This window comes from Anabaena sp. CS-542/02 (assembly GCF_028331085.1).
Lineage (GTDB): Bacteria > Cyanobacteriota > Cyanobacteriia > Cyanobacteriales > Nostocaceae > Anabaenopsis > Anabaenopsis arnoldii.
The window spans coordinates 1-22,258 of sequence record NZ_JAQMTM010000038.1 but is presented as its reverse complement, the minus strand read 5'-3'; the positions used below and the strand labels follow the sequence as shown (position 1 = coordinate 22,258).

The 22,258-nt window shown below is 41.2% G+C and carries 18 protein-coding genes; 5 read left to right on the top strand and 13 right to left on the bottom strand.

Features of this window, described 5'->3' with window-relative positions; translation table 11 throughout:
* The first annotated feature begins 49 nt into the window (after nucleotides 1-49).
* The 3 genes from PN447_RS03445 (at nucleotide 50) to PN447_RS03435 (ending at nucleotide 4,563) form a co-directional block, all read left to right on the top strand.
* Nucleotides 50-1,216, top strand: coding sequence for an LptF/LptG family permease (locus PN447_RS03445; protein ID WP_271760843.1), 1,167 nt, complete (start codon nucleotides 50-52; stop codon nucleotides 1,214-1,216).
* Nucleotides 1,217-1,832: 616 nt separating this feature from the next.
* Nucleotides 1,833-2,303 carry a hydrogenase maturation protease gene (locus tag PN447_RS03440; protein WP_271760841.1) on the top strand — a complete coding sequence of 157 codons (471 nt, stop codon included), beginning with the start codon at nucleotides 1,833-1,835 and terminating at the stop codon, nucleotides 2,301-2,303.
* Nucleotides 2,304-2,310: 7 nt separating this feature from the next.
* Nucleotides 2,311-4,563: an acetate--CoA ligase family protein gene (locus tag PN447_RS03435; RefSeq protein ID WP_334311074.1), complete on the top strand. Its 2,253-nt coding sequence runs from the start codon at nucleotides 2,311-2,313 to the stop codon at nucleotides 4,561-4,563.
* Nucleotides 4,564-4,784: 221 nt separating this feature from the next.
* Here PN447_RS03435 and PN447_RS03430 read toward each other — a convergent pair whose 3' ends face one another.
* The 10 genes from PN447_RS03430 to PN447_RS03385 all read right to left on the bottom strand — a co-directional run bounded on the left by PN447_RS03430 (nucleotide 4,785) and on the right by PN447_RS03385 (nucleotide 17,717).
* On the bottom strand, nucleotides 4,785-5,525 hold the full coding sequence (locus PN447_RS03430; RefSeq protein ID WP_271760860.1) for an amino acid ABC transporter ATP-binding protein: 741 nt from the start codon (nucleotides 5,523-5,525) through the stop codon (nucleotides 4,785-4,787).
* 34 nt (nucleotides 5,526-5,559) lie between these two features.
* Nucleotides 5,560-6,708: an amino acid ABC transporter permease gene (locus PN447_RS03425; protein ID WP_271760839.1), complete on the bottom strand. Its 1,149-nt coding sequence runs from the start codon at nucleotides 6,706-6,708 to the stop codon at nucleotides 5,560-5,562.
* 158 nt (nucleotides 6,709-6,866) lie between these two features.
* Entirely contained in the window at nucleotides 6,867-7,787 is a 921-nt protein-coding gene (locus PN447_RS03420; protein ID WP_271760837.1) for an amino acid ABC transporter permease, read from the bottom strand.
* A 15-nt stretch (nucleotides 7,788-7,802) separates the two neighbouring features.
* Nucleotides 7,803-8,867: an amino acid ABC transporter substrate-binding protein gene (locus PN447_RS03415; RefSeq protein WP_271760858.1), complete on the bottom strand. Its 1,065-nt coding sequence runs from the start codon at nucleotides 8,865-8,867 to the stop codon at nucleotides 7,803-7,805.
* A 225-nt stretch (nucleotides 8,868-9,092) separates the two neighbouring features.
* Entirely contained in the window at nucleotides 9,093-9,800 is a 708-nt protein-coding gene (locus PN447_RS03410; protein WP_271760835.1) for a hypothetical protein, read from the bottom strand.
* A 70-nt stretch (nucleotides 9,801-9,870) separates the two neighbouring features.
* Nucleotides 9,871-12,165: a dynamin family protein gene (locus PN447_RS03405; RefSeq protein WP_271760833.1), complete on the bottom strand. Its 2,295-nt coding sequence runs from the start codon at nucleotides 12,163-12,165 to the stop codon at nucleotides 9,871-9,873.
* Between the two features lie 13 nt (nucleotides 12,166-12,178).
* Nucleotides 12,179-12,934, bottom strand: a complete 756-nt coding sequence (locus tag PN447_RS03400) for a hypothetical protein (RefSeq protein ID WP_271760831.1) — start codon at nucleotides 12,932-12,934, stop codon at nucleotides 12,179-12,181.
* Nucleotides 12,935-12,962: 28 nt separating this feature from the next.
* A complete protein-coding gene (locus tag PN447_RS03395) occupies nucleotides 12,963-15,374 on the bottom strand; it encodes a dynamin family protein (protein WP_271760829.1) in 2,412 nt (803 codons plus the stop codon).
* Between the two features lie 171 nt (nucleotides 15,375-15,545).
* Nucleotides 15,546-16,973 (bottom strand): FAD-binding domain-containing protein, encoded by a 1,428-nt coding sequence (locus tag PN447_RS03390; protein WP_271760827.1) that lies wholly within the window; start codon nucleotides 16,971-16,973, stop codon nucleotides 15,546-15,548.
* Nucleotides 16,974-17,072: 99 nt separating this feature from the next.
* Nucleotides 17,073-17,717 carry a bifunctional 4-hydroxy-2-oxoglutarate aldolase/2-dehydro-3-deoxy-phosphogluconate aldolase gene (locus tag PN447_RS03385; RefSeq protein ID WP_271760825.1) on the bottom strand — a complete coding sequence of 215 codons (645 nt, stop codon included), beginning with the start codon at nucleotides 17,715-17,717 and terminating at the stop codon, nucleotides 17,073-17,075.
* 431 nt (nucleotides 17,718-18,148) lie between these two features.
* Here PN447_RS03385 and PN447_RS03380 point away from each other — a divergent pair, with 431 nt between their 5' ends.
* Together PN447_RS03380 and PN447_RS03375 are read left to right on the top strand one after the other, a co-directional pair.
* Nucleotides 18,149-18,289, top strand: a complete 141-nt coding sequence (locus PN447_RS03380; RefSeq protein ID WP_271760823.1) for a hypothetical protein — start codon at nucleotides 18,149-18,151, stop codon at nucleotides 18,287-18,289.
* Between the two features lie 82 nt (nucleotides 18,290-18,371).
* Nucleotides 18,372-18,851, top strand: coding sequence for an Hsp20/alpha crystallin family protein (locus tag PN447_RS03375; protein WP_271760821.1), 480 nt, complete (start codon nucleotides 18,372-18,374; stop codon nucleotides 18,849-18,851).
* Between the two features lie 95 nt (nucleotides 18,852-18,946).
* Here the strand turns inward: PN447_RS03375 and PN447_RS03370 are convergent, their stop codons facing one another.
* From PN447_RS03370 to PN447_RS03360, 3 genes are all read right to left on the bottom strand, one after another.
* Nucleotides 18,947-20,923 carry a polysaccharide biosynthesis protein gene (locus tag PN447_RS03370; protein ID WP_271760819.1) on the bottom strand — a complete coding sequence of 659 codons (1,977 nt, stop codon included), beginning with the start codon at nucleotides 20,921-20,923 and terminating at the stop codon, nucleotides 18,947-18,949.
* Nucleotides 20,924-21,072: 149 nt separating this feature from the next.
* On the bottom strand, nucleotides 21,073-21,669 hold the full coding sequence (locus tag PN447_RS03365) for a YdcF family protein (RefSeq protein WP_271760817.1): 597 nt from the start codon (nucleotides 21,667-21,669) through the stop codon (nucleotides 21,073-21,075).
* Between the two features lie 211 nt (nucleotides 21,670-21,880).
* A partial coding sequence (locus tag PN447_RS03360) for a DUF4351 domain-containing protein (protein WP_271760815.1) occupies nucleotides 21,881-22,258 on the bottom strand: 378 nt, incomplete at its 5' end.

Genomic DNA, 22,258 nt, shown 5'->3' with positions numbered 1-22,258 from the left:
CTAATATTATATTAAGTTAGCTGGTAGAGTTTAGGATAACACTTAATCTATGAAAAAAAACAAGTTTTTACTCCACATACCAATACTAGACACTTATTTGATTTCAGAAAATACACGACCTCTATTGTTTAGTATTGTTGTAGTTACTATTGTTGCCGAATCAATTGGTATTTCATTTGAGCAAATTAAATTCTTCTTAATACAAGATAATTTACCCTTTGATATTTTTATTTATATTCACTTTCTTAAATTACCGGAGTTCATTGTTTTAGCTTTACCAATCTCCGGTATGATGGCAAGAATTTTTACATACCAAAAGCTATCTAATAACAGTGAAATTATTGCAATACGAAGCTGTGGTTCAAGCTTATATAGACTAATCGTTCCATCTATAATCATTGGTTTATGTCTAACTGTTATACTTTTTGTAATTAATCAAATTATTGTTCCACCGGCAAATTATAATGCTGCTATTTTGTTAGAAACTTCCTTGGGTTTTGATAGACGCAACTTTATAAAATCAGATGCTTTTTATAAACAATTTTTTCCTGGTAAGCTTGAATTAAAAACCAAAAATGAAAATAATTATTTAAAATACCTCTTGTATACGGAAAAAATAAAAGATAGCAGAATGGAAAAACCTATATTATTAATTAGACGTGAGGATAAATTGAAGGTAATTATTAATTCTGATATGGCAGAATGCAATCAAAATAAAGGATACTGCTATTTTGATTATGGAACTAGAACTTTAATTAATCCAGATGGATATTATCATAGTAGTACAAAGTTTGAAAACTTGTATTTATATCTACCTAATTTATATTTACAGTTACATATAGATAAAGAAGGTCTTGACAATAGAGAATTGAATCTTTTTCAAGCTTATCAAAGATTATCTATTATTCGTATAGCCGGCGACCGCAAAAATTTTCTTAAATTACAGGTTCACATCTACAAAAACTTTACTCTTGCAATTTCCTGTACTATATTTACTTTTTTAGGTGCAAGCATTGGCATTAATTTACAACCGAGAGTAAAATATAATAGCTTTGCTTTAACTTTAGCAATTATTTTAACATATGATGCTATACAAATGATTATAAATGTTTTAATCGTATCAGGAAATATACCAATACATTGGATATGGTCACCAAATATAATTGGTATATGTATCAGCAATTATATATTAATCAAAAAAGATTTCTTATATTAACGCAGCTTATATTAACCAAGACAACCACAATTCAAGGGTATTTCATTCCAAAAACTTGTTTGAGTGTGTCTAATCCAAAGGAACATAATCTTTGAGCTTATGCCATGCTTTAATCTACCCATCAGACCCCTGAACAGGTTGACTTGGGCTGTTAAGTTATTACCGGAAATATAGAGGAAGGACTACTGTCCGCCCCAACAACAGAAAAGGTTAATAAAATTATATCTTCTCCTGGGCATCGAGGTTAGCGATCGCCGCCCGGACTTTATCCTACCACTCAGGAATTTTAATAAGCTGTTCTTTCATGGCCATCGGGCAGTAGCTGCAAGATCCCCGACTTCTGACATAATTAAGTATAGCTATGTATAATTTCTCCAGAAATCAGGTATCTGTGGGGGGATACAAGAGGCGATGTTAAATGCGATAGCGAAGCGCTACTGTAAGCAGATCGCCACCAAAGAAAGCGTTACAAAGCCATAAAAAATAAACCTTTGCGTACCTTTGCGTACCTTTGCGCCCCTTTGCGTTTAACAACAGATATTGTTTTTTTGTCTGTTCCCTGCTCCCCAAGATAAAAATTACCCGTTAAAAACCTATCAAACAAACTCTTAGTTATATGACAGCAAGTAAGATTGTTATTATTGGTTACGGTAACCAGTTACGCAGTGATGACGGTGTAGGGATATGGGTAGCCCAGGCTTTACAATCAATGGAGTTAGAGCAGGTAAAAACTATAGCGGTTCACCAACTCACCCCAGAACTAGCGGATATTTTAGCTAATGTCGATTTAGCAATTTTTATTGATGCTTGTTTGACCACCCACAGCACTCAAGTGGAACTAGAATTAATTACACCCAACTCCGACCACATCATCACCACACACACCGGTAACCCTCCCGCTCTTCTGACTTTTACCCAGGCGGTTTATGGTTGTTCCCCCCGGTCTTGGTGGGTAAAAATTCCTGCAGTTAATGTTGATTTCGGCCATAAATTCTCAGCTGTCGCTCAAGCTGGATGTGCGATCGCATTAGCAAAAATTTCTACCCTTCTCAATTTCACACCCTCAACCACCAAGAGTACCGATTGATTTACCTATGCAAAATTCACTACCCAGAACCAGTTCAAGGCTTCACCCCACGGAAAAGCAAAACCCCCTAGATGCTATTTTTAAACCCAAGACTGTAGCAGTAATTGGCGCGAGTGAAAAAAAACAGAGTGTAGGACGTACCCTACTCTGGAACTTGATTAGTAACCCCTTTGGTGGTACTGTTTTTCCCATTAACCCCAAACATCATAGTATTTTGGGGATTAAAGCTTACCCTACTGTCTTTGATGTACCTGAACCCATAGACTTGGCTGTAATTGCTACCCCGTCCCCCACAGTTCCCGGTATCATCAAGCAATGTGTAGCAGCGGGGGTTAAGGGTGCAATTATCCTCAGCGCCGGTTTTAAGGAAATTGGCACCCAGGGAGTAATTTTAGAACAGGAGATTAGAGCACTTAGCCAAGGTAAAATCCCCATTATTGGCCCTAACTGTCTAGGTGTCATGGCTCCCCTGACTGGTTTAAATGCTACCTTTGCTAGTAAAATCGCCCGTGGGGGAAATGTGGGCTTTATTAGTCAAAGCGGCGCTCTGTGTACTGCTATTTTAGATTGGAGTTTCCGGGAAAATGTCGGCTTTAGCGCCTTCGTTTCCCTAGGGTCTATGGTGGATATAGGTTGGGGAGATTTAATAGATTATCTCGGAGATGACCCGGAGACTAAAAGTATTATTATTTATATGGAGTCCATTGGGGATGCTGCTTCCTTCCTCTGTGCGGCTCGGAAAGTGGCTCTAACTAAGCCCATTATTGTGATTAAGTCCGGGCGAACAGCGGCCGCAGCCCAAGCTGCTGCTTCCCACACCGGTGCTATGGCTGGGAGTGATGAGGTGCTAGATGCAGCTTTTCGCCGTTGTGGGGTCTTGCGTGTGAATAGTATTTCTGACCTATTTAATATGGCGGAACTGTTAGCAAAACAACCGCGCCCTTGTGGACCAAGGCTGACAATTTTAACTAATGCAGGGGGTCCGGGGGTATTAGCTACAGATGCTTTAATTGCAGCGGGGGGAGAGATTGCCCCCATACCCAGGGAGACTCAAGCAGAGTTACAAAAAATACTACCGCCCCATAGTTCTTTGGGTAATCCTATTGATATCCTGGGGGATGCAGACCCACAGCGGTACTCCCAAGCCTTACAAGTGGCTTTAAATACCCCACAGAGCGACGGGTTATTAGTCATCCTCACCCCCCAAGCGATGACAGACCCGACTCAAACAGCCCAGATGTTGGCGGATTGTGTCCAGGAGTTCCAGGAAACATCTGTGGTCGGTGAGCGGAGTCGAACCGTAAAAACTAAACCGGTTCCCATCCTGGCTAGTTGGATGGGGGGAGGGGAGGTAGCAGAAGGACAAATGATTTTAAATAAACACCATATTCCTACTTACCCCTATCCTGATACTGCCGCTCGGATGTTTTGTTATATGTGGCAATCGAGTTACAATTTACGTGGTATCTATGAAACCCCGGTAGTGTCTGATTCTTCCACGGGAAGCCCAGACTATAAAACTGTAGAAGCAACTATTGCAGCTGCTAGAACAGCCCAACGCCAGATTTTAACGGAGTTGGAGTCAAAGCAGATTTTGCAGTCCTATGGTATTAATATAGTGCCCACAGAGGTGGCTTACAGTCCAGCAGCGGCGGTTAAATGCGCCGAAACTATTGGTTATCCCGTGGTGTTAAAGTTATTTTCCCACACTATTACCCATAAAACTGATGTGGGAGGTGTGCAGTTAAACCTAATGGACTCTACAGCTGTAACTCAGGCTTATAATTTAATTCGTCAGCAAGTGGAGGAGAAAGATTTTTTAGGGGTGACTGTGCAACCGATGGTAAAAACCACTGGTTATGAGTTAATTGTTGGTAGCAGTGTGGATGCTCAGTTTGGACCGGTTTTACTGTTTGGTACTGGGGGTCAATTAGCTGAGGTGTTTAAGGATTACGCGATCGCCCTCCCTCCTTTAAATACTACCTTGGCGCGGCGGATGATAGAACAAACACAAATTTATCAAGCACTTACAGGGGTGCGGGGGCGCAAAAGTATTGACATAGCGGCTCTGGAAAAACTCATGGTAGTATTTAGTCGTCTGGTTGTGGAACAACCCAGAATCAAAGAAATTGACATTAACCCTTTATTAGCTTCTTCTGAGAAGTTAATCGCCCTGGATGCGCGGATTATTCTCCATGACCCGGAAATCCCAGACCAGGAGTTACCCAACCCCCCCCTACTCACAGGGGTAGGTTTTTAATATTAACTGTGAAGGCAGGACCACCGAAGACAAGGAGGGAAAGTAGACAAGGAAGATTTTCTACAAAAAATGGTCTGTTGAGCGTCAGTTTTTGTTACCAATTGTACATTATTTGTAGGGTTTTCCTCCCTTGTCCACTGTCCTTCCTTGTCCCCCAAGTCTTGCCCTCACGACAATGTAAAATACCTACCCTTGTGAGCCCCCCCCTAACCCTAGAGATTCTAGAGAATTTGCGCTAAAAACTTTCGCGTCCGGGCTTCTTTGGGGTTGGTGAAAAAATCATCCGGTGTAGCTGACTCAATCAGGGAACCACTATCCATGAGAATTACTCGGTCAGCAACTTCACGAGCAAATCCGACTTCGTGGGTAACTACTACCATCGTCATCCCATCCCTAGCCAGGCTCCGCATGACATCTAATACTTCTCTGACCATCTCTGGATCTAATGCAGAGGTGGGTTCGTCAAAGAGCATAATTTTAGGTTTCATCGCTAAAGCACGGGCGATCGCCACCCGTTGTTGCTGTCCACCAGATAATTGTCCGGGATATTTCTGCGCTTGTGCTAAAATACCAACTCTTTCTAGGAGTTGCATGGCTAATTCTTCAGCTTTTGGCTTTGTCAACCGCCGCACCCAAATGGGAGCTAAAGAAATATTTTGCAGTACTGTTAAATGGGGAAATAAATTAAACTGCTGAAAGACCATCCCGACTTCTCGCCGAATCATTTCAATATTTTGCAAGTCATGGCTAAGGGTAATACCGTCAATGATGATTTTTCCCTGTTGGTATGTTTCTAAGGCGTTAAATGTGCGGATAAAGGTTGACTTACCAGAACCAGAAGGCCCCATCAAAACTACCACTTCTCCACGATTGACATTTAAACTCACGCCCTGGAGAGCATGAAATTTACCGTACCATTTGTGAACATCTTCAGCAACAATTATTGGTTGTAACTCTGACATAGGCTCTAAATTGCGAATCATTAGTAATATTGGTCTATTGACTAATATTTAATTGTCTTTCTAATCGTCTAGAGGCTAAGGACATCAAGTAACAAAATATCCAGTAAATTAATCCAATAAATAAATAAACTTCTGCATAGCGTCCCAGAAATTGGGGCTGCGCCAAAATCGAACGGGAAATACCCGTGAGTTCTACCAATCCCACCAGAGATAATAGGGAAGTGTCTTTAAATAAGCCAATAAACTGACCAACTATTGCTGGAATCACCGCCCGTAAAGCTTGGGGGAGAATAATTAAAATTACTACTAAAGGTGTATTCAGTCCTAATGCTTTTGCTGCTTCGATTTGTCCCATTGGGATCGCTTGCAGTCCGCCACGCACGTTTTCTGCCATGTAAGCAGCACTAAATAATACTAGTCCCGCAACTCCTCGCAATAACCGATCTAAACGCAAATCTGTCGGCAGAAATAATGGCAACATGACTTGGGCTAAGAACAAAATTCCAATTAGCGGTAGTCCTCTCACAATTTCAATGTAGCAGATGCAAAACCAACGCACTACAGGCAAATAACTGGTGCGTCCTAATGCTAGTAAAACACCAATGGGAAAGGAAAGTATTATACTAACCACTGCCATGAGTAATGTTAGTAATAAACCGTTCCAAAGGTTGGTAGATACCGGTTGTAAGCCAAATCCACCGCCAATTAGCCACAGAATTACGGGGAAGGACAACAACCATATTAGAGAAAGCCAAGGTGCTATTAGTTGATGAAATTTACCTCCTAACCAAAAACCTGTAAGGAGCAAAACTGCAATCAACAGCAACCACAGGCGGGATGTCAAATCCCAGGGGAAAATCAGGCACAAGAATCCGGTAATCAAGGCATATGCAGCTTGGCCCTTTGTCAACTGTTGTTTACTAAAGAATACACCCACTGTGATCGCACTGAATGTGGAAGCGATCGCCAGGACAATCCAAACTCGCCAGTATAAGGCTTGAGGAAATCTACCAACTAAAAATAAACGTAAATTCACCCAAATCACTGCCCATTGTGCTTGAGTAATTGCCCAATTCAGTAATCCCCATACGGTCCAAAACAACAGTAATAAGCAGATAACAGTTAATAAGCTGTTATACCAGCTACTAAAGAGGTTTTTACGTAACCAAGTCAATTTAGTCATTAGTTATAGCACTACGCATACACGTTAGGACATCATAATTGTGGTTTTAAGGCAACAGGGAATGGGGAACAGGGAATGGGGAAATGTCCTAACACTTGTGGTTACTGCTATAGTGGTCATTGGTCATTGGTCATTGCTTCCTACCCCCTGCACTCTGCTTATTTGATCTGCACTTGGCGGTTGAATAAGTTCATTGTGAGGGAAATAGTTAAACTCAGGGTGAGATATGTCAATATCAGTAGCAACATTACTTCTACGGCTCTCCCGGTTTGGTTAAAGGTGGTAGAGGCGACAAAATAAAGATCGGGGTAGCCGATGGCGATCGCTAAACTGGAATTTTTAGTTAAGTTTAAATACTGACTGGTCAGTGGCGGAAGAATTACTCGCAAGGCTTGGGGAAATATGACCAGACGCATAATTAATAATGGTGGAAGTCCTAGCGATCGCGCTGCTTCCCATTGCCCTTTTGGTACTGATTGAATACCGCCGCGAACGATTTCGGCAATAAACGCACCAGTGAAAAACACCAAACCCAGCAATAAAGCTGAAAACTCTGGAGATAAAGTAAACCAAGGCAGTTCTAATCCATCTTGGCTGAGTCCCAAAAATCCCCAGAGGGAAATTTTCTCCTCTCTTGTGGGAAAACCTAAAAATACGGCAAAGTACCAAAATAATAATTGCAGCAGTAAAGGTGTATTACGAAAAATTTCTACGTAAATACTCGTAATCTTTCGCAATAGCCAGTTATCAGAAAAACTCGCTATCCCGGCACTAATCCCTACAATGGTCGTGAAGAAAATACCTAAAATCGCCACCCGCAATGAGTTCACTAATCCTACCCACAAAGCGTAAGTGTAGGTATCAGTTGGTTGGTAATTCAGTAGGCTTTCACCAATCCCAAAAGAGGCTTGCTGCTGGAGAAAATCAAATCCTAACTGAATGCCTAACTGCTGCAAATTGCGGTGGAGATTACCCCACAGAATCATCACTATAACTGCTGCTAACAATACAGCCATCAGTTGTGCTACAATATTCCAAAACCGATAATCTCGCCATATAGGTGGTTTGGGATTAGCCATGAGTGATTTTCCCCTTTACCGAAACGGCGGCGAATAGAGTAATCCGCCCTTTGTCCATAGTTGATTTTGACTGCGAGGGAGATTCAGGTTAGTATTTGGTCCCAGATTGCGATCGTAAATTTCGGCATAGTTCCCGACCTGTTTGACTATCCTGGCGGCGAAGTCGTTTGTTAAACCGAGTCCTTCTCCCAGGTTGCCTTCTGTGCCTAAAAAGCGTTTAATATCTGGGTCGTTACTAGTAGCCAATTGTTCCACATTTTGCGAATTAATCCCCAACTCTTCGGCTTTAATCAGGGAATAAACTACCCAGGTCACTGCACTAGCTAATACAGAGTCACCTTTAGCAACGGCTGGTGCTAGGGGTTCTGAGGAAATTATTTCATCCAGAAGGACGTTATCTTCTGGATTGGGTAGAGTGGTTCGCCGAGAGACTAAGGCAGAACGATCAGCTGTAATCCCATCACAACGCTTTTCAGCATAAGTGGCAAAAGTCACATTAATATCTTCAAAGACGATGGGCTTGTAGGTGATGTTTCGTTTCCGCATTTGGTCTGCTAAATTTTGCTCCGTAGTGGTTCCATTTTGAACACAGATGGTTTTGTCTTTCATATCTGTCAAGGAATTAATTCCACTATTTTTGCGAACCATGATGGCTTGACCATCGTAAAAGACAACGGGGGCAAATTCTAGACCGATGGAAGTAGCGCGACTGAGAGTCCAGGTGGTGTTACGGCTGAGAACGTCTACTTCCCCTGTCTGGACTGCGGTAAATCGCTCTTGGGCGCTCAGATTGCGAAATTCTACTGCATCTGGGTTGTCAAATAAAGCAGATGCGATCGCTCGGCAGATATCCACGTCGATACCACTATACTTACCGTCAGTTTCCACAAAGCTAAACCCTGGGATTTGTCCACTGACACCACAAATTAGCTGACCACGACTTTTGATGCTATCCCAACGATTACGAGTTGTTTGTGTTCCGGGATTGTTGGCTGTGTTTGTTGTTCCTTCTGGGTTGTTACAAGCGGTAATAGCAAATATTAGGGGAGCGATCGCTAGAATTAACGCTGATGTTCTCATAAATTTCATGAATGCTGCACCTGATATATTGTATTAGTGACTACAATATTTTTATTGTAAATAAGTAGCTATTGGCAATATAAGACTTTTTGAGTACCTGTGCTAAATATTCCTGGAATCTCAAATATTAATGTAGTCACTAAAAAATATTTCAAGGATGTTGCGTTTAAATGCTCACCATTGCATCCCCAGGCTATAAAGCCTTGGGGAATTAGGCGAGTTTAGTTAGAGATTAAACTGAATTACATTATCCAGCGGTTGTAAGAACTTGTTATTCACAACTTCCTGATACATCTTCAGGTCTGTTTCCCAGTTATCGATGATTTGAGCTAAAGCTGTTAAACCCTGTTTTTCGTCTTCTTGGTTGATGGGGTGTAAGCAATTAGCGGTAAATAATACGACCTTTTTTGAGGTTTGCTCTGCTAATTGCAGGAGTGCTTCGTTAATGTCTAGATTCATTTGTACCCCTGGTTGATTGTACATAAACCTCAGAGACGCTTGTACTGGTGTTGTACCGTATTCTAGCCATGGTCCGGAATTTAACAGGGTTCTGTATATATATTCCCGCGTTCCATTTTCTTGGTTATCAAATGGCGCATGACCCCGAAAGGTGATACTTATGCCTTTGTAGTTTACTTGTGGTAAGGTATGAATATATTTATGAGCAATGGCTGCAATTTGTACTACTTGCTTTTGTGCTTGTACAGACAGAGGTTGTGCGAAAATAATCCGATTTAAGTCTGCTATGACTGTAATCCCATTTTGAAAGGTAACCTGGGCTGCACTGTTGGTCAATATTGGCGCTTTGGCTAATTCCCACTCACTGGGTACAATACCACTGTATTTGAGAAAGTCTGGGGTTAAAATGGTGGGGTTGTTTTTCTGCGCGGCGATCGCGATCGCCATTTCCTGTATATTTAACTTTGAATTCATCTGGAGTTGTGATATAATTGTTTACAGTCATGATTCAATGGCTAGTATAACATTTTACCAGAAAAAAATGCTAACTTGCTTTTAGCGTTTCTTCCCAACTGCTCCTTTTTAAAGCAATAGATAACTGTTTTAATCTTTCACTAACCTCTAAATCAGATGTTGTTCCTTGCAAACTCCGGGGAATTTCAGCTAAAAGTAATGGATTTCCTTGTAACCATTCATTCATAGCCACCCCAGTCCAAGTACCTTGTTTATCTCTAAAACTATCAACTAATCCCTTGAGTTCTTGAACACAATAGGACTCAAAACTGGCTGCATCAAAAATTGCCGCACATAAGTATTCTTCAAAGGCATTAATATCACTTTCCACTTCAAAAGTTACGGATTCTTGTGGTACAATTAAATCTCTGAGAACATCTTTTGATGCTGCTACCTCTGTCACCCCTAACACCTTTTGGCGAGTTTCCGGGTTAAAAAGCAAATCAGCACCATACTTTACATATCTTTTCAAAACACTATAACCTGGTTCCAAGCCAGTATAATAGTTATCAACAATTTCAATATCTACTCCCAAACTTTTCACAATTTTATTGCGGGTATCACTGTTAACTGGACCGCGAATTAACACCTCTGCTACTGGACGCGCAAAGCGTAAAAATAACACACTTAAACTATTTTCTAACTTAGATAAAAAATAAGCTTCGGAATTTTCAATTAATCTAGCTTTAACTTGATCACTTCCCCATAATAAAGTGGTCATGTATTCCACTAACTTTAATCCTTCATTCTTTAACTCCAGAGCAAGTTCATGGGCAATTGTTGATAACACCCTGCTAATATCAATATATAAATCATCACGCCAAGCAAAGTTAGCTTTCATCCGGTCAAATTCTGGATTGGAATTAGCCAAAAAAATAGTATCTTTCTTTTGCAATGTTTCCTCCCGCAGTTTCTGCATTTCGCTGTTGACAACTTGCAGATATCTTTGGCGGAATTTTTCTATTTTGGGTAAGGAGTCAGTAGTTAAATTTTCTAATGTGTTTCTAGATACATACTCATCATAATATTGTTGTAAATCAGCTTTAATGCTTAACCATTTTTCATTCCACCATTCTGCAAATAAAACTCGTCGATTATTTTCTGCAAATAATTTTGCTTCCTCAGTATTTTCCGGGTGCTTTTGACCAACTAGATGATAAATTTCTTCAGAGGTGCTAATGATTTTATTCAGAGAAGCTTCGCACCGTTTCTTTAAAATATTCACACGCTCATGATTAATATAATTAAAGATTTTCTCTTTAATAGCTGGGATACCAGTAGCATTGGTTTTGAGACTTTCTGCATCGGTAATCCCAGTTAATCGCTGTAAATCAGATGCAATCTTACTGGGATCACCAATTTCTAATTTAGTCTGTGGTTCTGCTATATTATTTAAAATCAAATATGCACCAGCAGAACCAGAAACAAGACGTTGACTAGGTAAGTTCGCCCGTTTTGACCAGTCTTGAGATGCTTCTTGGATATGGGTTTCTAGTGCTTCAGGACTAGCTATAGAATCAATGCGACTGAGAAACACAAACAGTTTATCAGCAACGGTGACGTTTTTATCCCCTAGTTCTGTAAATTTGATGATTTCTAATTCCTTCTCTCTCAGACTGGTAAAGCGCTGTACCAAAATCACAGCGTCACAGTCTGATAACATTTCCTGTGCTTCATCAACGTGTTTTGCTAAACCTGAATCTAAACCGGGAACATCATAAAAAACAACTCCTTCAGCTTGTGCAAGTTTGTTAGTATAAAGTCTTGCTTCTAACACAGCATGAGCGTATCTTTCATCAGCTACATACTTTTTTAAAAGTTCTTTAATATCTTCTAGTCTGGTAAATGGAAAAGTGCGATCGCGTTTCCTCCTCACTTCCTGTAAAGTTGCTTGATTAGCGTGGATAGTATTCAGGTCTTCCTTTGCGTTGGCTTTTTCTAGTTCCGTGAGTAAGTTGGTAAATTCAGCTTCGGTTTTAGCTTGTACCTCTAGTCTTTGTTCAGACTCATTTGCAACGGAGTAAATTTGTGTAGTTGTAAATGTACATCTTCCTCCCTTTGCTGGGAGTAAGTCGCATTCTAACCAAGCATTGACAAAGGTACTTTTTCCGGCTTTTTCTAACCCCACAACCGCAATCCGGAACTCACGTTTTTGCAGTCTTTCCAACTGACGACGGGTGGGTTCTGCTTCTTGGATCAGAGTTTCTATTAATTTATTAGGAACTTGTGCTTGGGGTAAATTAGCTAAACTCAAAGCGTGTCTTTGAATATTTAAAGCATCGCTCAGACGAGTTTCATAGTAGGAAGATGCTGTTTTCCAATCCATTTTTGTAAATCCTTTAAATCCTGTTAAATCCTTCTAAACCCGACACAGATAAATATTTAATACAAGCTATTTTGCGGATCACCCCTTGACCATGAGCAGGTAGATTACTTTTTAAAGTGTATGAGATTTGCTTCCCGATCATGTCTTGTCCATCAGCAATGTTAATTCTGATGTAAACTTCCCTTTGTTCACTTATATCTATGATCTTCTCGTCGGTTAACTCTAGTTTCTCCTGGACGCTATCAGCTTTTTGTTCATTAGTACATAGAAAGTAGGAAGCATTATCTATAAGGTCTACTACCTCAGCTTTATCAATAGCGTTCTTGTTAGTAAATTTCCCTGCTACTGATGCTGGTACAACCAGACACAAAGATGCATATTCACTCTTTTTTGGGGGAGGAGTAGCGGGTGGGTTACTGTTAGCATTTGATTTTTGCTTTTTTGCTCCTATAAATATCAGAGCAGCAGCAACCCCTACAATTGCCAAACCTATGAGTATAATAATATGCCAATCTATATTATTTTGACCCTGATTTTGGCTCTCAATTAAGTTATTTACTATAGGATCCGCTCCTATAGATAAATCTTCTTCCAAAGAAGAGTTACCTTTAATTCCCAATTCTTGACAAATTTGATCAGCTTGTGTTCGATCTGAATCAAGGATCAGGTAAATTACCGTAGATAGAACTCCCACTTTCTGACCCTTAATCTGAGGATACACTTGATCATACACTTGTTGATATAGTTCTTTTAATTTTGATGGGTGCATATGATTGTATTTGAATTTATATGCAAAATCAAATTTTCAGGTTCCAACTTTGTCCTAAGCTATCAAAATCTTCAGAGAGTTTTTGAGCTTTTTCTTGCATAGGTACCCAGATATTTCTTTGTTTTTCATAATCTAAAGTAGTTTCTTGGTGTGCTTTATCCAGTCTGGCTTGATAACGGTCAATAATATCATCCTGAATTTGAGATACGGTTTTTTTTAAACAATTAATTTGTGTGATTAACCAAGTGGCGATTTTATTGACTATTTCTGCTTCTTGCTGTTTCAACTGAATAATCCAACTGGTCAGCAAATCTTCTACACTAGGTATTGCCGCATTATCACTAGAACGGGCTTGATATTCAGTTTCATAAAAATTGTTTAGCCATCTCCATAAAGTATACCAGACTCTTTCTTTTTTTTCTACCTTGATTTCTTCTTCCCAAGTTCCTTGATGAATAGGAAAACCAGCTTGAAAGCAGAAATTAAATGTCAATTGGTTAGCGTCAACTTTAATCAGTTGTCCTTCTGGGAATTTGATGGCTATATGGGGGGCCTGATTATTGGCATTTTCTTCAATATAAGCCAAATGACAACGGAATAATTCAGAAACTGAATTGTAAATTTTCTCTACCACCTGTTGGGAAACTTGCTTTAATACATCTTGCAAAATAAGCGTTAAATGTATAGCTAGTTCATTGAGTTCCTCATTCATCTGTTTGAGTTCTTTTTTCTGTGCTTCTGTCCTCGCTTCCATCTTTTTCCCTTCTTTAGCTAGGGAACCTGTATAACCCAAGTTAATTAAACGCTGTAAATTTTTTGAGAGTAAATTCACGCTTAATAGATTGGCTCGTTTCAATTTGGGAGTGTCTAAATCTACCTTTCCGGTTTCTAAAGACCTTGCAACTGCTTCTAATACTTGGTTAATTACCTTGTTCAATTCCGGGAAGCATCCGTATATGGGGAATAATTTCTCTCCTAATTGATTATAAGGTGCATGTGCTTGGAGTTCCCCAATTACCTTTCTAATATGATTAACTAGGTCTTCTGTTGATTCCCCTGCTAAAACCTGTTTAACTTTTAGTTCTAGGTCTTCGCAGAGTTTTTTTAGCTGTCCATCACTTTCTTCAAGTAATGACTGTAGCGCTGACCTGGTTTGTGATATTTTGTCGCACTCTTGTTGATATTGTTCCTCAGAACTATTAACAATAACGGTTGTTGTTTGTAAAGACCACTCTCTCACAGCATTTCCAGCAGCTATATTAAACCGTTCTATGATTTGAGGTATGACTAACTGGGGGAAATGTTGATTAATATGTTTTCTTAAGTTATCGTGAAATTCCTGTCCATAGGATTTTTGCCATAATGCTTGCGCTACTCTGTTTTTGTCGTGAACAGACCATTTTTGAGTGTTGCGGGGCAAATCTTCTAATATATCTTCAATTAATACACTAAAATAGTTATCCGCCTTTCTACACGCTTCAGCGCTGTAAATAGTATCAAAACTTTGCATTTGCAGCGATAACAAGGCGGGCCATGTACTTAATTTGACTACTTCTAAATTTTCGATTTCCTCTGAATATTCCCTTAGCTGCTGGGTTAACTCCTTTTTAATATTAGCTATGGTGCTTTCACAAAACCGATTTTCTGTTTCTGGCCAGTTTTTATCAGCGCGGAAAACATCAATTCGATTCAAAGTAAATAGCATTCTCGCGGGAGAACCGCCTAAATCTTTGACCTGCTGTACTACTTCTTGTAGTAAACTATGTACTTTTTGGGAATCTGTCTCTGCGCTGTTATAGGTGACTATACACAGAGCCTCGCGACACTGTTTAATCACATTAGCGTTACCCTGATCACCCACGTAAGCTAAACCGGGTAAATCCAGAATTCTCACGGTGGTACCTTGTGGTAGTTCCCATTGGGAATCGTTTAAAAGTCTAATGGGGTAAAAAATTTTAGATTGTGGACAAGCTAAGTTGGGTTGTGTTTCTCGGTTTTCGATATAAGTGATCATCGCCTGGTAGAGACGCTGATAAATTTTATCTTCAGTAATACCCTTCCATTCTCCACACTCCCACAATGCGCCTGGGGTTTCATAGATGACTAAAGACTTTTGGGAATTGTATTCAATAGTCACAGTACCAGCACTCATTTCACTCACGGCTACTGGTACAATTTCCGCTCCGCAGAGTAAATTAACTAAGGTGCTTTTACCGCTGCTGGTGGTTCCTGTGGTAGCTAGGGTAAGAGTGGGATAACGCAGTTCATTCACCAGTTGATTTAAGGCTGTTTCCAGGTTATGGGACAGTTTTTCTATTTCCGGTAGATATGTATCTGGTAAGTGCTGGCAGATTTCTATGTGAAAATTCTGCCAGCATTGAGCCAGTAGTTTGGCTTTAAGTTCAATAGCTTCAAATACCTCGTAGACTTGATTATTCATATTCTTTTGTATTTATTTGTACAATTGCTGTACTTTCTTAGTTTAGCTTATTGGTAGCGTCAATCTCCATATGCTCAAAATTTCATCATTTCTTCATACAATTAATGATTTTTGGGGGTTGATGTATAAGCTTTTACTACAACCCCCGATGTTAGGGGTGGGGAGTGTCAATCAAGCCTTTTGCTGTTGATACATCTGCTTAAATACAGCTTGTTGTACTTTATGATCTACAATTGGGGCGGGATAACCACAGGCTTGTAATTCTAAAGGTGGAATTTTGCCTGTGACTAAATATTCTGAGTCCACCGACCGGAGTTCTGATACCCATTGGCGAATATATTCTCCTTCCCCATCAAATTTTTGGGCTTGACTGGCTGGGTTAAAAATTCTTAAAGGCTTGGGATCCATACCACTAGAGGCGCTCCATTGCCATCCGCCATTATTTGCAGATAAATCACCGTCGATGAGTTTCTGCATAAAGTATTTTTCTCCCCATTGGGGATTGATAATTAAATCTTTGGTTAAAAAACTGGCGACAATCATCCGACACCGGTTATGCATCCAGCCAGTTTGATTTAATTGCCGCATGGCTGCATCTACAATGGGATAGCCGGTTTTACCTTCACACCAAGCCTGAAAATGTTCTTGGTTATTCCGCCAGGGAAAGTGTTTGAAGGTGTCGCGGTAAGCACCTGAAGCTAATTCGGGGAAGTTATATATGGCGTGTTGATAAAATTCCCGCCAGGCTAATTCCTGTTGCCATGTGCGGATACTATTTTCTGCTTCTTCGCTGTGGCTATGTTCTGCCGCTTCTAAGGTGGCTTGCCACACTGTACGAATGCCAATAGCTCCAAGTTTCAAAGCCGCACTCAGTGTAGATGTGCCATCAATTCCCGGAAAGTTACGCTGTTCTTGGTATTTTGTGATATGATAATTAGTAAATTCCTCTAACTGTGCCTGTGCGGGGGCTTCTCCTGGTTGAATAATTAATTCTTCCTCCCAAATATATCCTAGGTCTTGGGCTGAGGGTAATTCAATTACCCCTACTTGTTTGGCAGTTTCTGCCTCAGTCTCTGTTAATCCTAGGGCATTTTCTAGGGTTGCTACTGGCTGCGCCTTGGGTCTGCTACTCCAATTTTTCCAAAAAGGAGTATAAACACTGTAAGGAGTTTTCGCACCTGTACGAATGTCTTCCGGTGGGTGTAGCAATTGGTCCCAAGTTTGCTGACATTCAATACCTTGTTCTTTGAGCGCCGCCATCACCTCCCTATCCCGTGTTTGGGAATAAGGCTCTACGTCGGAGTTCCAAAATACCGCTTTGGCTTTTAAAGCCACTGCTAAGGCTGGTATGGCCTGGATGGGGTTGTTATGAACTATTAATAATTGGCTACCTACTTGAGTATATCTCTGTTGCAGTGCTTGTAAACAGCCAATCATGTATGTTACTCTGGCTGGGGCAATATCGTCTCGTTCCAGAATCTGGGGGTCAAGGCAAAATACCCCTACTATTTTGGCGCTCCGCTCCCTAGCCGCTGCTAGTCCTGTATTATCGGAAATACGTAAATCACGACGATGCCAAAACAAAATTAACTCAGACATTGCACACCAATAATACAGCAACGGACGGGTACTTGAACAACTATTATATAGTTGGCATTTGACTTGTGATTTTTTCTGTGCTAGAATGCTATTAAAGTATTATAGGGTACGATTACTCAATCGTTCCACGAGTTGATGGGCGTGAGAGGCGATCGCCTGCCAATTGCCAGATTTTACCAGTTGTTCTGGGAATAATTGACCGCTCAAACCCACAGCGATCGCCCCGGCTTGGATGAAATCCTCTGCATTGTCTGGAGTGACTCCCCCAGTGGGAATTAAGGGAATATGACCGAGTGGCCCTTGTAAACTTTTAATGTAGTTGACCCCGCCCACAGCTTGCACGGGAAACACCTTGACACAGCTAGCTCCCTGAGTCCAAGCGGTGACTATTTCTGTGGGGGTCAAAGCACCAGGAATAATGGGGACATCTTTGGCTAGTGCGGCTTGAATCATCGCCACATCAACATGGGGAGTAAACAGAAATTGCGCCCCACAGGCGATCGCCTCTTGCAGTTGCTGGACATTGAACAGGGTACCGGTACCAATTACACAGTTTGGTAATTCTGCCCGTAATTGACTAATTAATTCCCCGGGGCGATGGCTATTCCAGGTAATTTCAATTAACTGCATTCCCCCAGAGGCGACCGCCATAGCCATTTTTCCAGCTAATTGCATATCTGAGGCGCGGATAACGGCGATCGCCCGGTGTTTTTGCAGATGTGATAACCAAACTTGATCAGACATGGATGTGATTTTACAACTGATTCTTAAATAGGGTTGGTAACAGAAAGTCTTTTCGTGGGGGTAGGGAACAGGGAACAGGGAACAGGGAACGGGGAACACACCGAACAGTTTCAGCTATCTGTCATCCCCAAATTTTCTGATTTATTTAACCCAAAATGTACACTTTTGATGGTAAACCCTTCAAAAACCCTGAACCTATTTTCTTGTTTAGCCACCTCAAAGCTTTGATTTATATAGGTTTTACACTTATTCAGCAGAGCAACTAAATACCTCTTCCTAGAGGAACAAGCATATATCTAGTATCATCCACCCTGAGCCAGATGGAATCAGCAGTGAAGACATTTAAGCTGAACTTAGTTACAGCCTAAATCTACCAAGTGTAAAACCCTATCCCTGGGGTGGTGAGCCGGAATTTTCAAAGATTAATTCCTATGCTTGATGCAACTATCACCAACATAGTCGATGGGGTGCGTGGGTACGCCCACCCCTCAAGCGGCGCTACTCAAGACTACGACCCATTGCTGACCTGGGAAATGGGAGACCCACCCGAAGCTTTTCCCTCTGGTCTTTAGAAAACCGTTTTTTCCCCTGTGCTCACATCCCCAATCCGTGCTGTGACTCACTCACTCATGTAATTAATTGGAGCTAAAAATTATGGTATTAAGTCGCTGGGAACCTTTTAGAGAAATAGAAACCATGCAACGCCAGATGAATCGTCTCCTTGATCAAATTGCCGGACCCAGTGAAACTGGGGATATATTGAGCGATCGCTTAACATTTGTACCCCCAGCAGAAATTGACGAAACCCCGGAGCAAGTCACCCTGCGGATGGAAATTCCCGGTATTTCACCCCAGGACTTAGATGTTAAAGTCGCAGCAGATACAGTTTCCGTCACCGGTGAGCGTAAATCTGAAATCAAAGAAGAAAAAACAGGGATGCGTCGTTCAGAATTTCGCTATGGCAGATTTCAAAGGATAATACCCCTACCATCTCGTATTCAGAACGATCAAGTACAAGCAGATTTTAGAAATGGTGTTTTATGTCTCACTATGCCTAAAGCCGAAGAAGAAAAGAGAAGAGTAGTTACCATTAGCTTACCAGGACAAGACCAGAAAGGGCTAACCGGCAGTTAACTCTCCATTTTTTTTGTGAACCAAGGGGCGATGCTCCCTCAACAGCAGTATTAAATTAATCTATCGCCCCCTTACCTATCAAACCATGTAGAAACCTACGCAGATTTACTCATCAGTTGCGATGATAACTGTGGAGGGGAATATTCAGGAACCACCACTTTCAGCAGAGATAAGAGAGTATCTCTGTCTTCTGTTTGGGCTGCTAAGAATAGCTGATGCAGATATGGCTCTAGCTTTGTCCAAGGTATCATTGCTTCCTGGGCGGCATAAATTTTTGGATGTATAGTTTTTCTAATATTGTCTTCTTGAATCAAGAGCTCTTCATAGAGCTTTTCCCCTGGACGCAACCCTGTGATCTTAATCTCAATATCCTTCCCTAAAACTAGACCACTGAGTTTCACCATTTGCACCGCCAGATCGTAAATTTTCACCGGTTCCCCCATATCCAAGAGGAAAACCTCCCCCCCATCCCCCAGAGCGCCCGCTTGAATTACCAGGCGAGCTGCTTCGGGAATGGACATAAAATAGCGAGTAATTTCGGGATGGGTAATAGTAATCGGTTGTCGCTGTAAAATCTGTTGCTGAAATCGGGGTACTACTGAACCGGTACTATTTAACACATTACCAAACCGCACCATAATCAAACGAGTGTAAGTGTCCGGCTGTTTTGATAAAGCTTGCAAAATCAACTCAGCCACTCGTTTGGTTGTCCCCATCACACTGGTGGGACGTACAGCCTTATCGGTAGAAATTAAAACAAAAGTCTCAACTTTACACTCATTGGCGGTGCGGGTAGCTACTAGTGTACCGTAAATATTGTTAATCACCCCTTGGGCTGGGTTCTTTTCCACTAAAGGAACGTGTTTGTAAGCCGCAGCATGATATAAAGTATCAACATCATATTCTGTAATTACCTGTTTGAGACGTTCGGCATCAGTTACTGAGCCTATACAAGCAGAACAAGACAAATTAGGGTAGGTTTCTCGTAACTCTATCTCAATGCTATATAGTGCAAATTCATTTAATTCATATAGAACCAGGTGGCGGGGTTGTTGTTGAGCAATTTGGCGACAGAGTTCTGAGCCAATAGAACCACCCGCACCCGTGACTAAAACAGATTTATTTGTGATGTTGACTCGCAGTAACTTGGGATCTGGTAGAACTTCCTCACGTCCTAAAATATCGCCTATATTAATTTGACGCACGTGAGCAATGGAGACTTTACCAGATATGATTTCTGCTAGGGTGGGTACTGTTTTGACTTCTAAATCTAGCGCTTTGAGTTCCGCAACAATTTTTTGCTTTCTTTTGGGGGTAGCTGATGGAATTGCTAAGAGTACTAGCTGCACCTGGTACTTATTAATTAGATATTCCAACTTCTCAGGGCTATAAACCTGAATGCCATTAATCGCATGTTTCCATAGTTGTGAATTGTCGTCCACAAAGGCTATAATCTCAAAGTTGTTATCCTGAGCAAGTGCTTGGGATAGTTGAAATCCAGCTTGTCCCGCTCCATAGATAATTACTGGTTCCAGGAGTTGCTTGCTATCTGCTACATTGCCATTGAGTTGAGAGTGCTGTTTTAATCTCAGGGGGGAACTCAAACCATATAACAGCCATCGCGCTATGAGTCTGACTTTGACTATTAAAATTAGTGTGATTAAAGTATCTAATATCTGAACAGAGATGGGGAGGAAATTGACCCGGAAAATCAAATCCAGGATGATCAATCCTCCTTGTCCCAGAATAACTGATTTGAATGCTGTGTATAAAAAGGCAAATTCACTGTACTTGAGGACATTTTTGTACATTCCCAGTAGGGAAAATAACAGGATTTTTCCGGGAATCAGCAGAATAATAAAAGGGAGATATTTACCCAGCATATCCAAAGGAAATAAACTCTGGGAATTTATGCAAAATGCAATATAAATTGCCAATAAAAATAGTAGAGAGTCAGTTAAATAGAGAATCAGATGCTTTTTTGTTCTTGAGGAAGTCTTGAGAAAATGGGCAATATTTTTGATAAAAACAGTTTTTTTCAAAACACTAAGCAGAAAATATGTTATTCGCATAATTATGTATGTGAAAGTGTGATCAAACAGTTTTGAAATTAAATTTGGTATAAATTAAGTATTAATAATCAAATCCCCGACTTCTCGTAACACTTGTACATTACCAGGAGTCGGGGATATTTGGGGGATATATTAGTAAATTTACACAGTTATGATCTGCTATTCCCTCTCGCCGATTGCAAGCGGGGATTGTAACTGGCTCCGGTGCGCCCGGTAACTAACCACAGCACTGAGCGCCCTATGTCCCTAGCGATACGGGGGCGAGCTTCTCGCCGAGAGCTTTGGGAGGGGACGGGGACGGGAGTAAAGGCGATTCCCTGACTACCAAAAACGATAGTGGCGATCGCCTGGGAGCGGGGCATATGGTAGTCTGAGGTGACGAGATAGACGTGGCGAATATTATTTTGTTGCAAAGGTGCAACCATTGTGGTAAAATTAGTAACTGTATCTGTGGCGCGGTTGTCGTACTGGATGCGATCGCCTCCCTGTAGCCCTTGGTTGTCAAGTCCGCCTAAGATGCTGCGGATTTCCGGGTCGCCCACGGAGACCCAGATGGGAAGGTCAGGGAATTCTTGAGCCATTTCTCGGGTGAATTGGGCTCTGCTGCTGTCCCCACTGAGCATCAAGATGGCTTGGGGCTGGGGGTTTTGTTGAAGTGCTATGGCTAGACGCAGGGGGATTGCAGTGGCTATGGTGAACATTCCCAAGCAACCAGCTAGGGTAAATAGGCGCAGAGGTTTGAGCATAATCCATGGATGAGATTTCAGCTATATGCCTATGTTAGAGGCAAATTTTTCATCTGAGATAATTTTCCCCAGATATCCGTTTATCTGACCTTAACCTGAGATTCCAGCCACTGGTTGAATGTGGCTAGGGTAGTTTGAATTTTTGGTAAAATTACTTCTATATCGCACCCGTGGTAGTGTTAAAGGCGATCGCACCAGCACTAGTATATTCCTATTGTTCCTGATGTGTAATATTTAACCAGGCTTCTAAGTCAGCAATGGTAGTAAAGTCTAGGAGGGCTTCCCCTAGGGACTCCAGTTGATTCAGGTCTAAGGAACGGATTTGAGCTTCTTGGTTGGGGGACAATACCCCACATCGGCGATTAACCTGACGGATAATTAGCTGGGCTTCACCCTCCTGTTTACCTTCGGCTTTACCTTCGGCTTTACCTTCGGCTTTACCTTCGGCTTTACCTTCGGCTTTACCTTCCTTGGCTCCTAGTTGAAACACATCCCGATAGAATCTTGTCTGGGTAATATCTGCTGTTTTCAGGTCTAACATCTTCAATATTTCCTCTGGACTGATTTGGGGGAATTTGCTTACTAGTAT

Bases quoted from the DNA above. Each gene is read 5' to 3' on its own strand.
- PN447_RS03410 (WP_271760835.1), bottom strand. From the start codon at position 9,800: ATGAATTCAAAGTTAAATATACAGGAAATGGCGATCGCGATCGCCGCG.
- PN447_RS03365 (WP_271760817.1), bottom strand. From the start codon at position 21,669: ATGCTCAAACCTCTGCGCCTATTTACCCTAGCTGGTTGCTTGGGAATG.
- PN447_RS03420 (WP_271760837.1), bottom strand. From the start codon at position 7,787: ATGGCTAATCCCAAACCACCTATATGGCGAGATTATCGGTTTTGGAAT.
- PN447_RS03385 (WP_271760825.1), bottom strand. From the start codon at position 17,717: ATGTCTGATCAAGTTTGGTTATCACATCTGCAAAAACACCGGGCGATC.
- PN447_RS03440 (WP_271760841.1), top strand. From the start codon at position 1,833: ATGACAGCAAGTAAGATTGTTATTATTGGTTACGGTAACCAGTTACGC.
- PN447_RS03435 (WP_334311074.1), top strand. From the start codon at position 2,311: ATGCAAAATTCACTACCCAGAACCAGTTCAAGGCTTCACCCCACGGAA.
- PN447_RS03395 (WP_271760829.1), bottom strand. From the start codon at position 15,374: ATGAATAATCAAGTCTACGAGGTATTTGAAGCTATTGAACTTAAAGCC.
- PN447_RS03425 (WP_271760839.1), bottom strand. From the start codon at position 6,708: ATGACTAAATTGACTTGGTTACGTAAAAACCTCTTTAGTAGCTGGTAT.
- PN447_RS03375 (WP_271760821.1), top strand. From the start codon at position 18,372: ATGGTATTAAGTCGCTGGGAACCTTTTAGAGAAATAGAAACCATGCAA.
- PN447_RS03400 (WP_271760831.1), bottom strand. From the start codon at position 12,934: ATGCACCCATCAAAATTAAAAGAACTATATCAACAAGTGTATGATCAA.
- PN447_RS03380 (WP_271760823.1), top strand. From the start codon at position 18,149: ATGCTTGATGCAACTATCACCAACATAGTCGATGGGGTGCGTGGGTAC.
- PN447_RS03445 (WP_271760843.1), top strand. From the start codon at position 50: ATGAAAAAAAACAAGTTTTTACTCCACATACCAATACTAGACACTTAT.
- PN447_RS03430 (WP_271760860.1), bottom strand. From the start codon at position 5,525: ATGTCAGAGTTACAACCAATAATTGTTGCTGAAGATGTTCACAAATGG.
- PN447_RS03390 (WP_271760827.1), bottom strand. From the start codon at position 16,973: ATGTCTGAGTTAATTTTGTTTTGGCATCGTCGTGATTTACGTATTTCC.
- PN447_RS03370 (WP_271760819.1), bottom strand. From the start codon at position 20,923: ATGCGAATAACATATTTTCTGCTTAGTGTTTTGAAAAAAACTGTTTTT.
- PN447_RS03405 (WP_271760833.1), bottom strand. From the start codon at position 12,165: ATGGATTGGAAAACAGCATCTTCCTACTATGAAACTCGTCTGAGCGAT.
- PN447_RS03415 (WP_271760858.1), bottom strand. From the start codon at position 8,867: ATGAGAACATCAGCGTTAATTCTAGCGATCGCTCCCCTAATATTTGCT.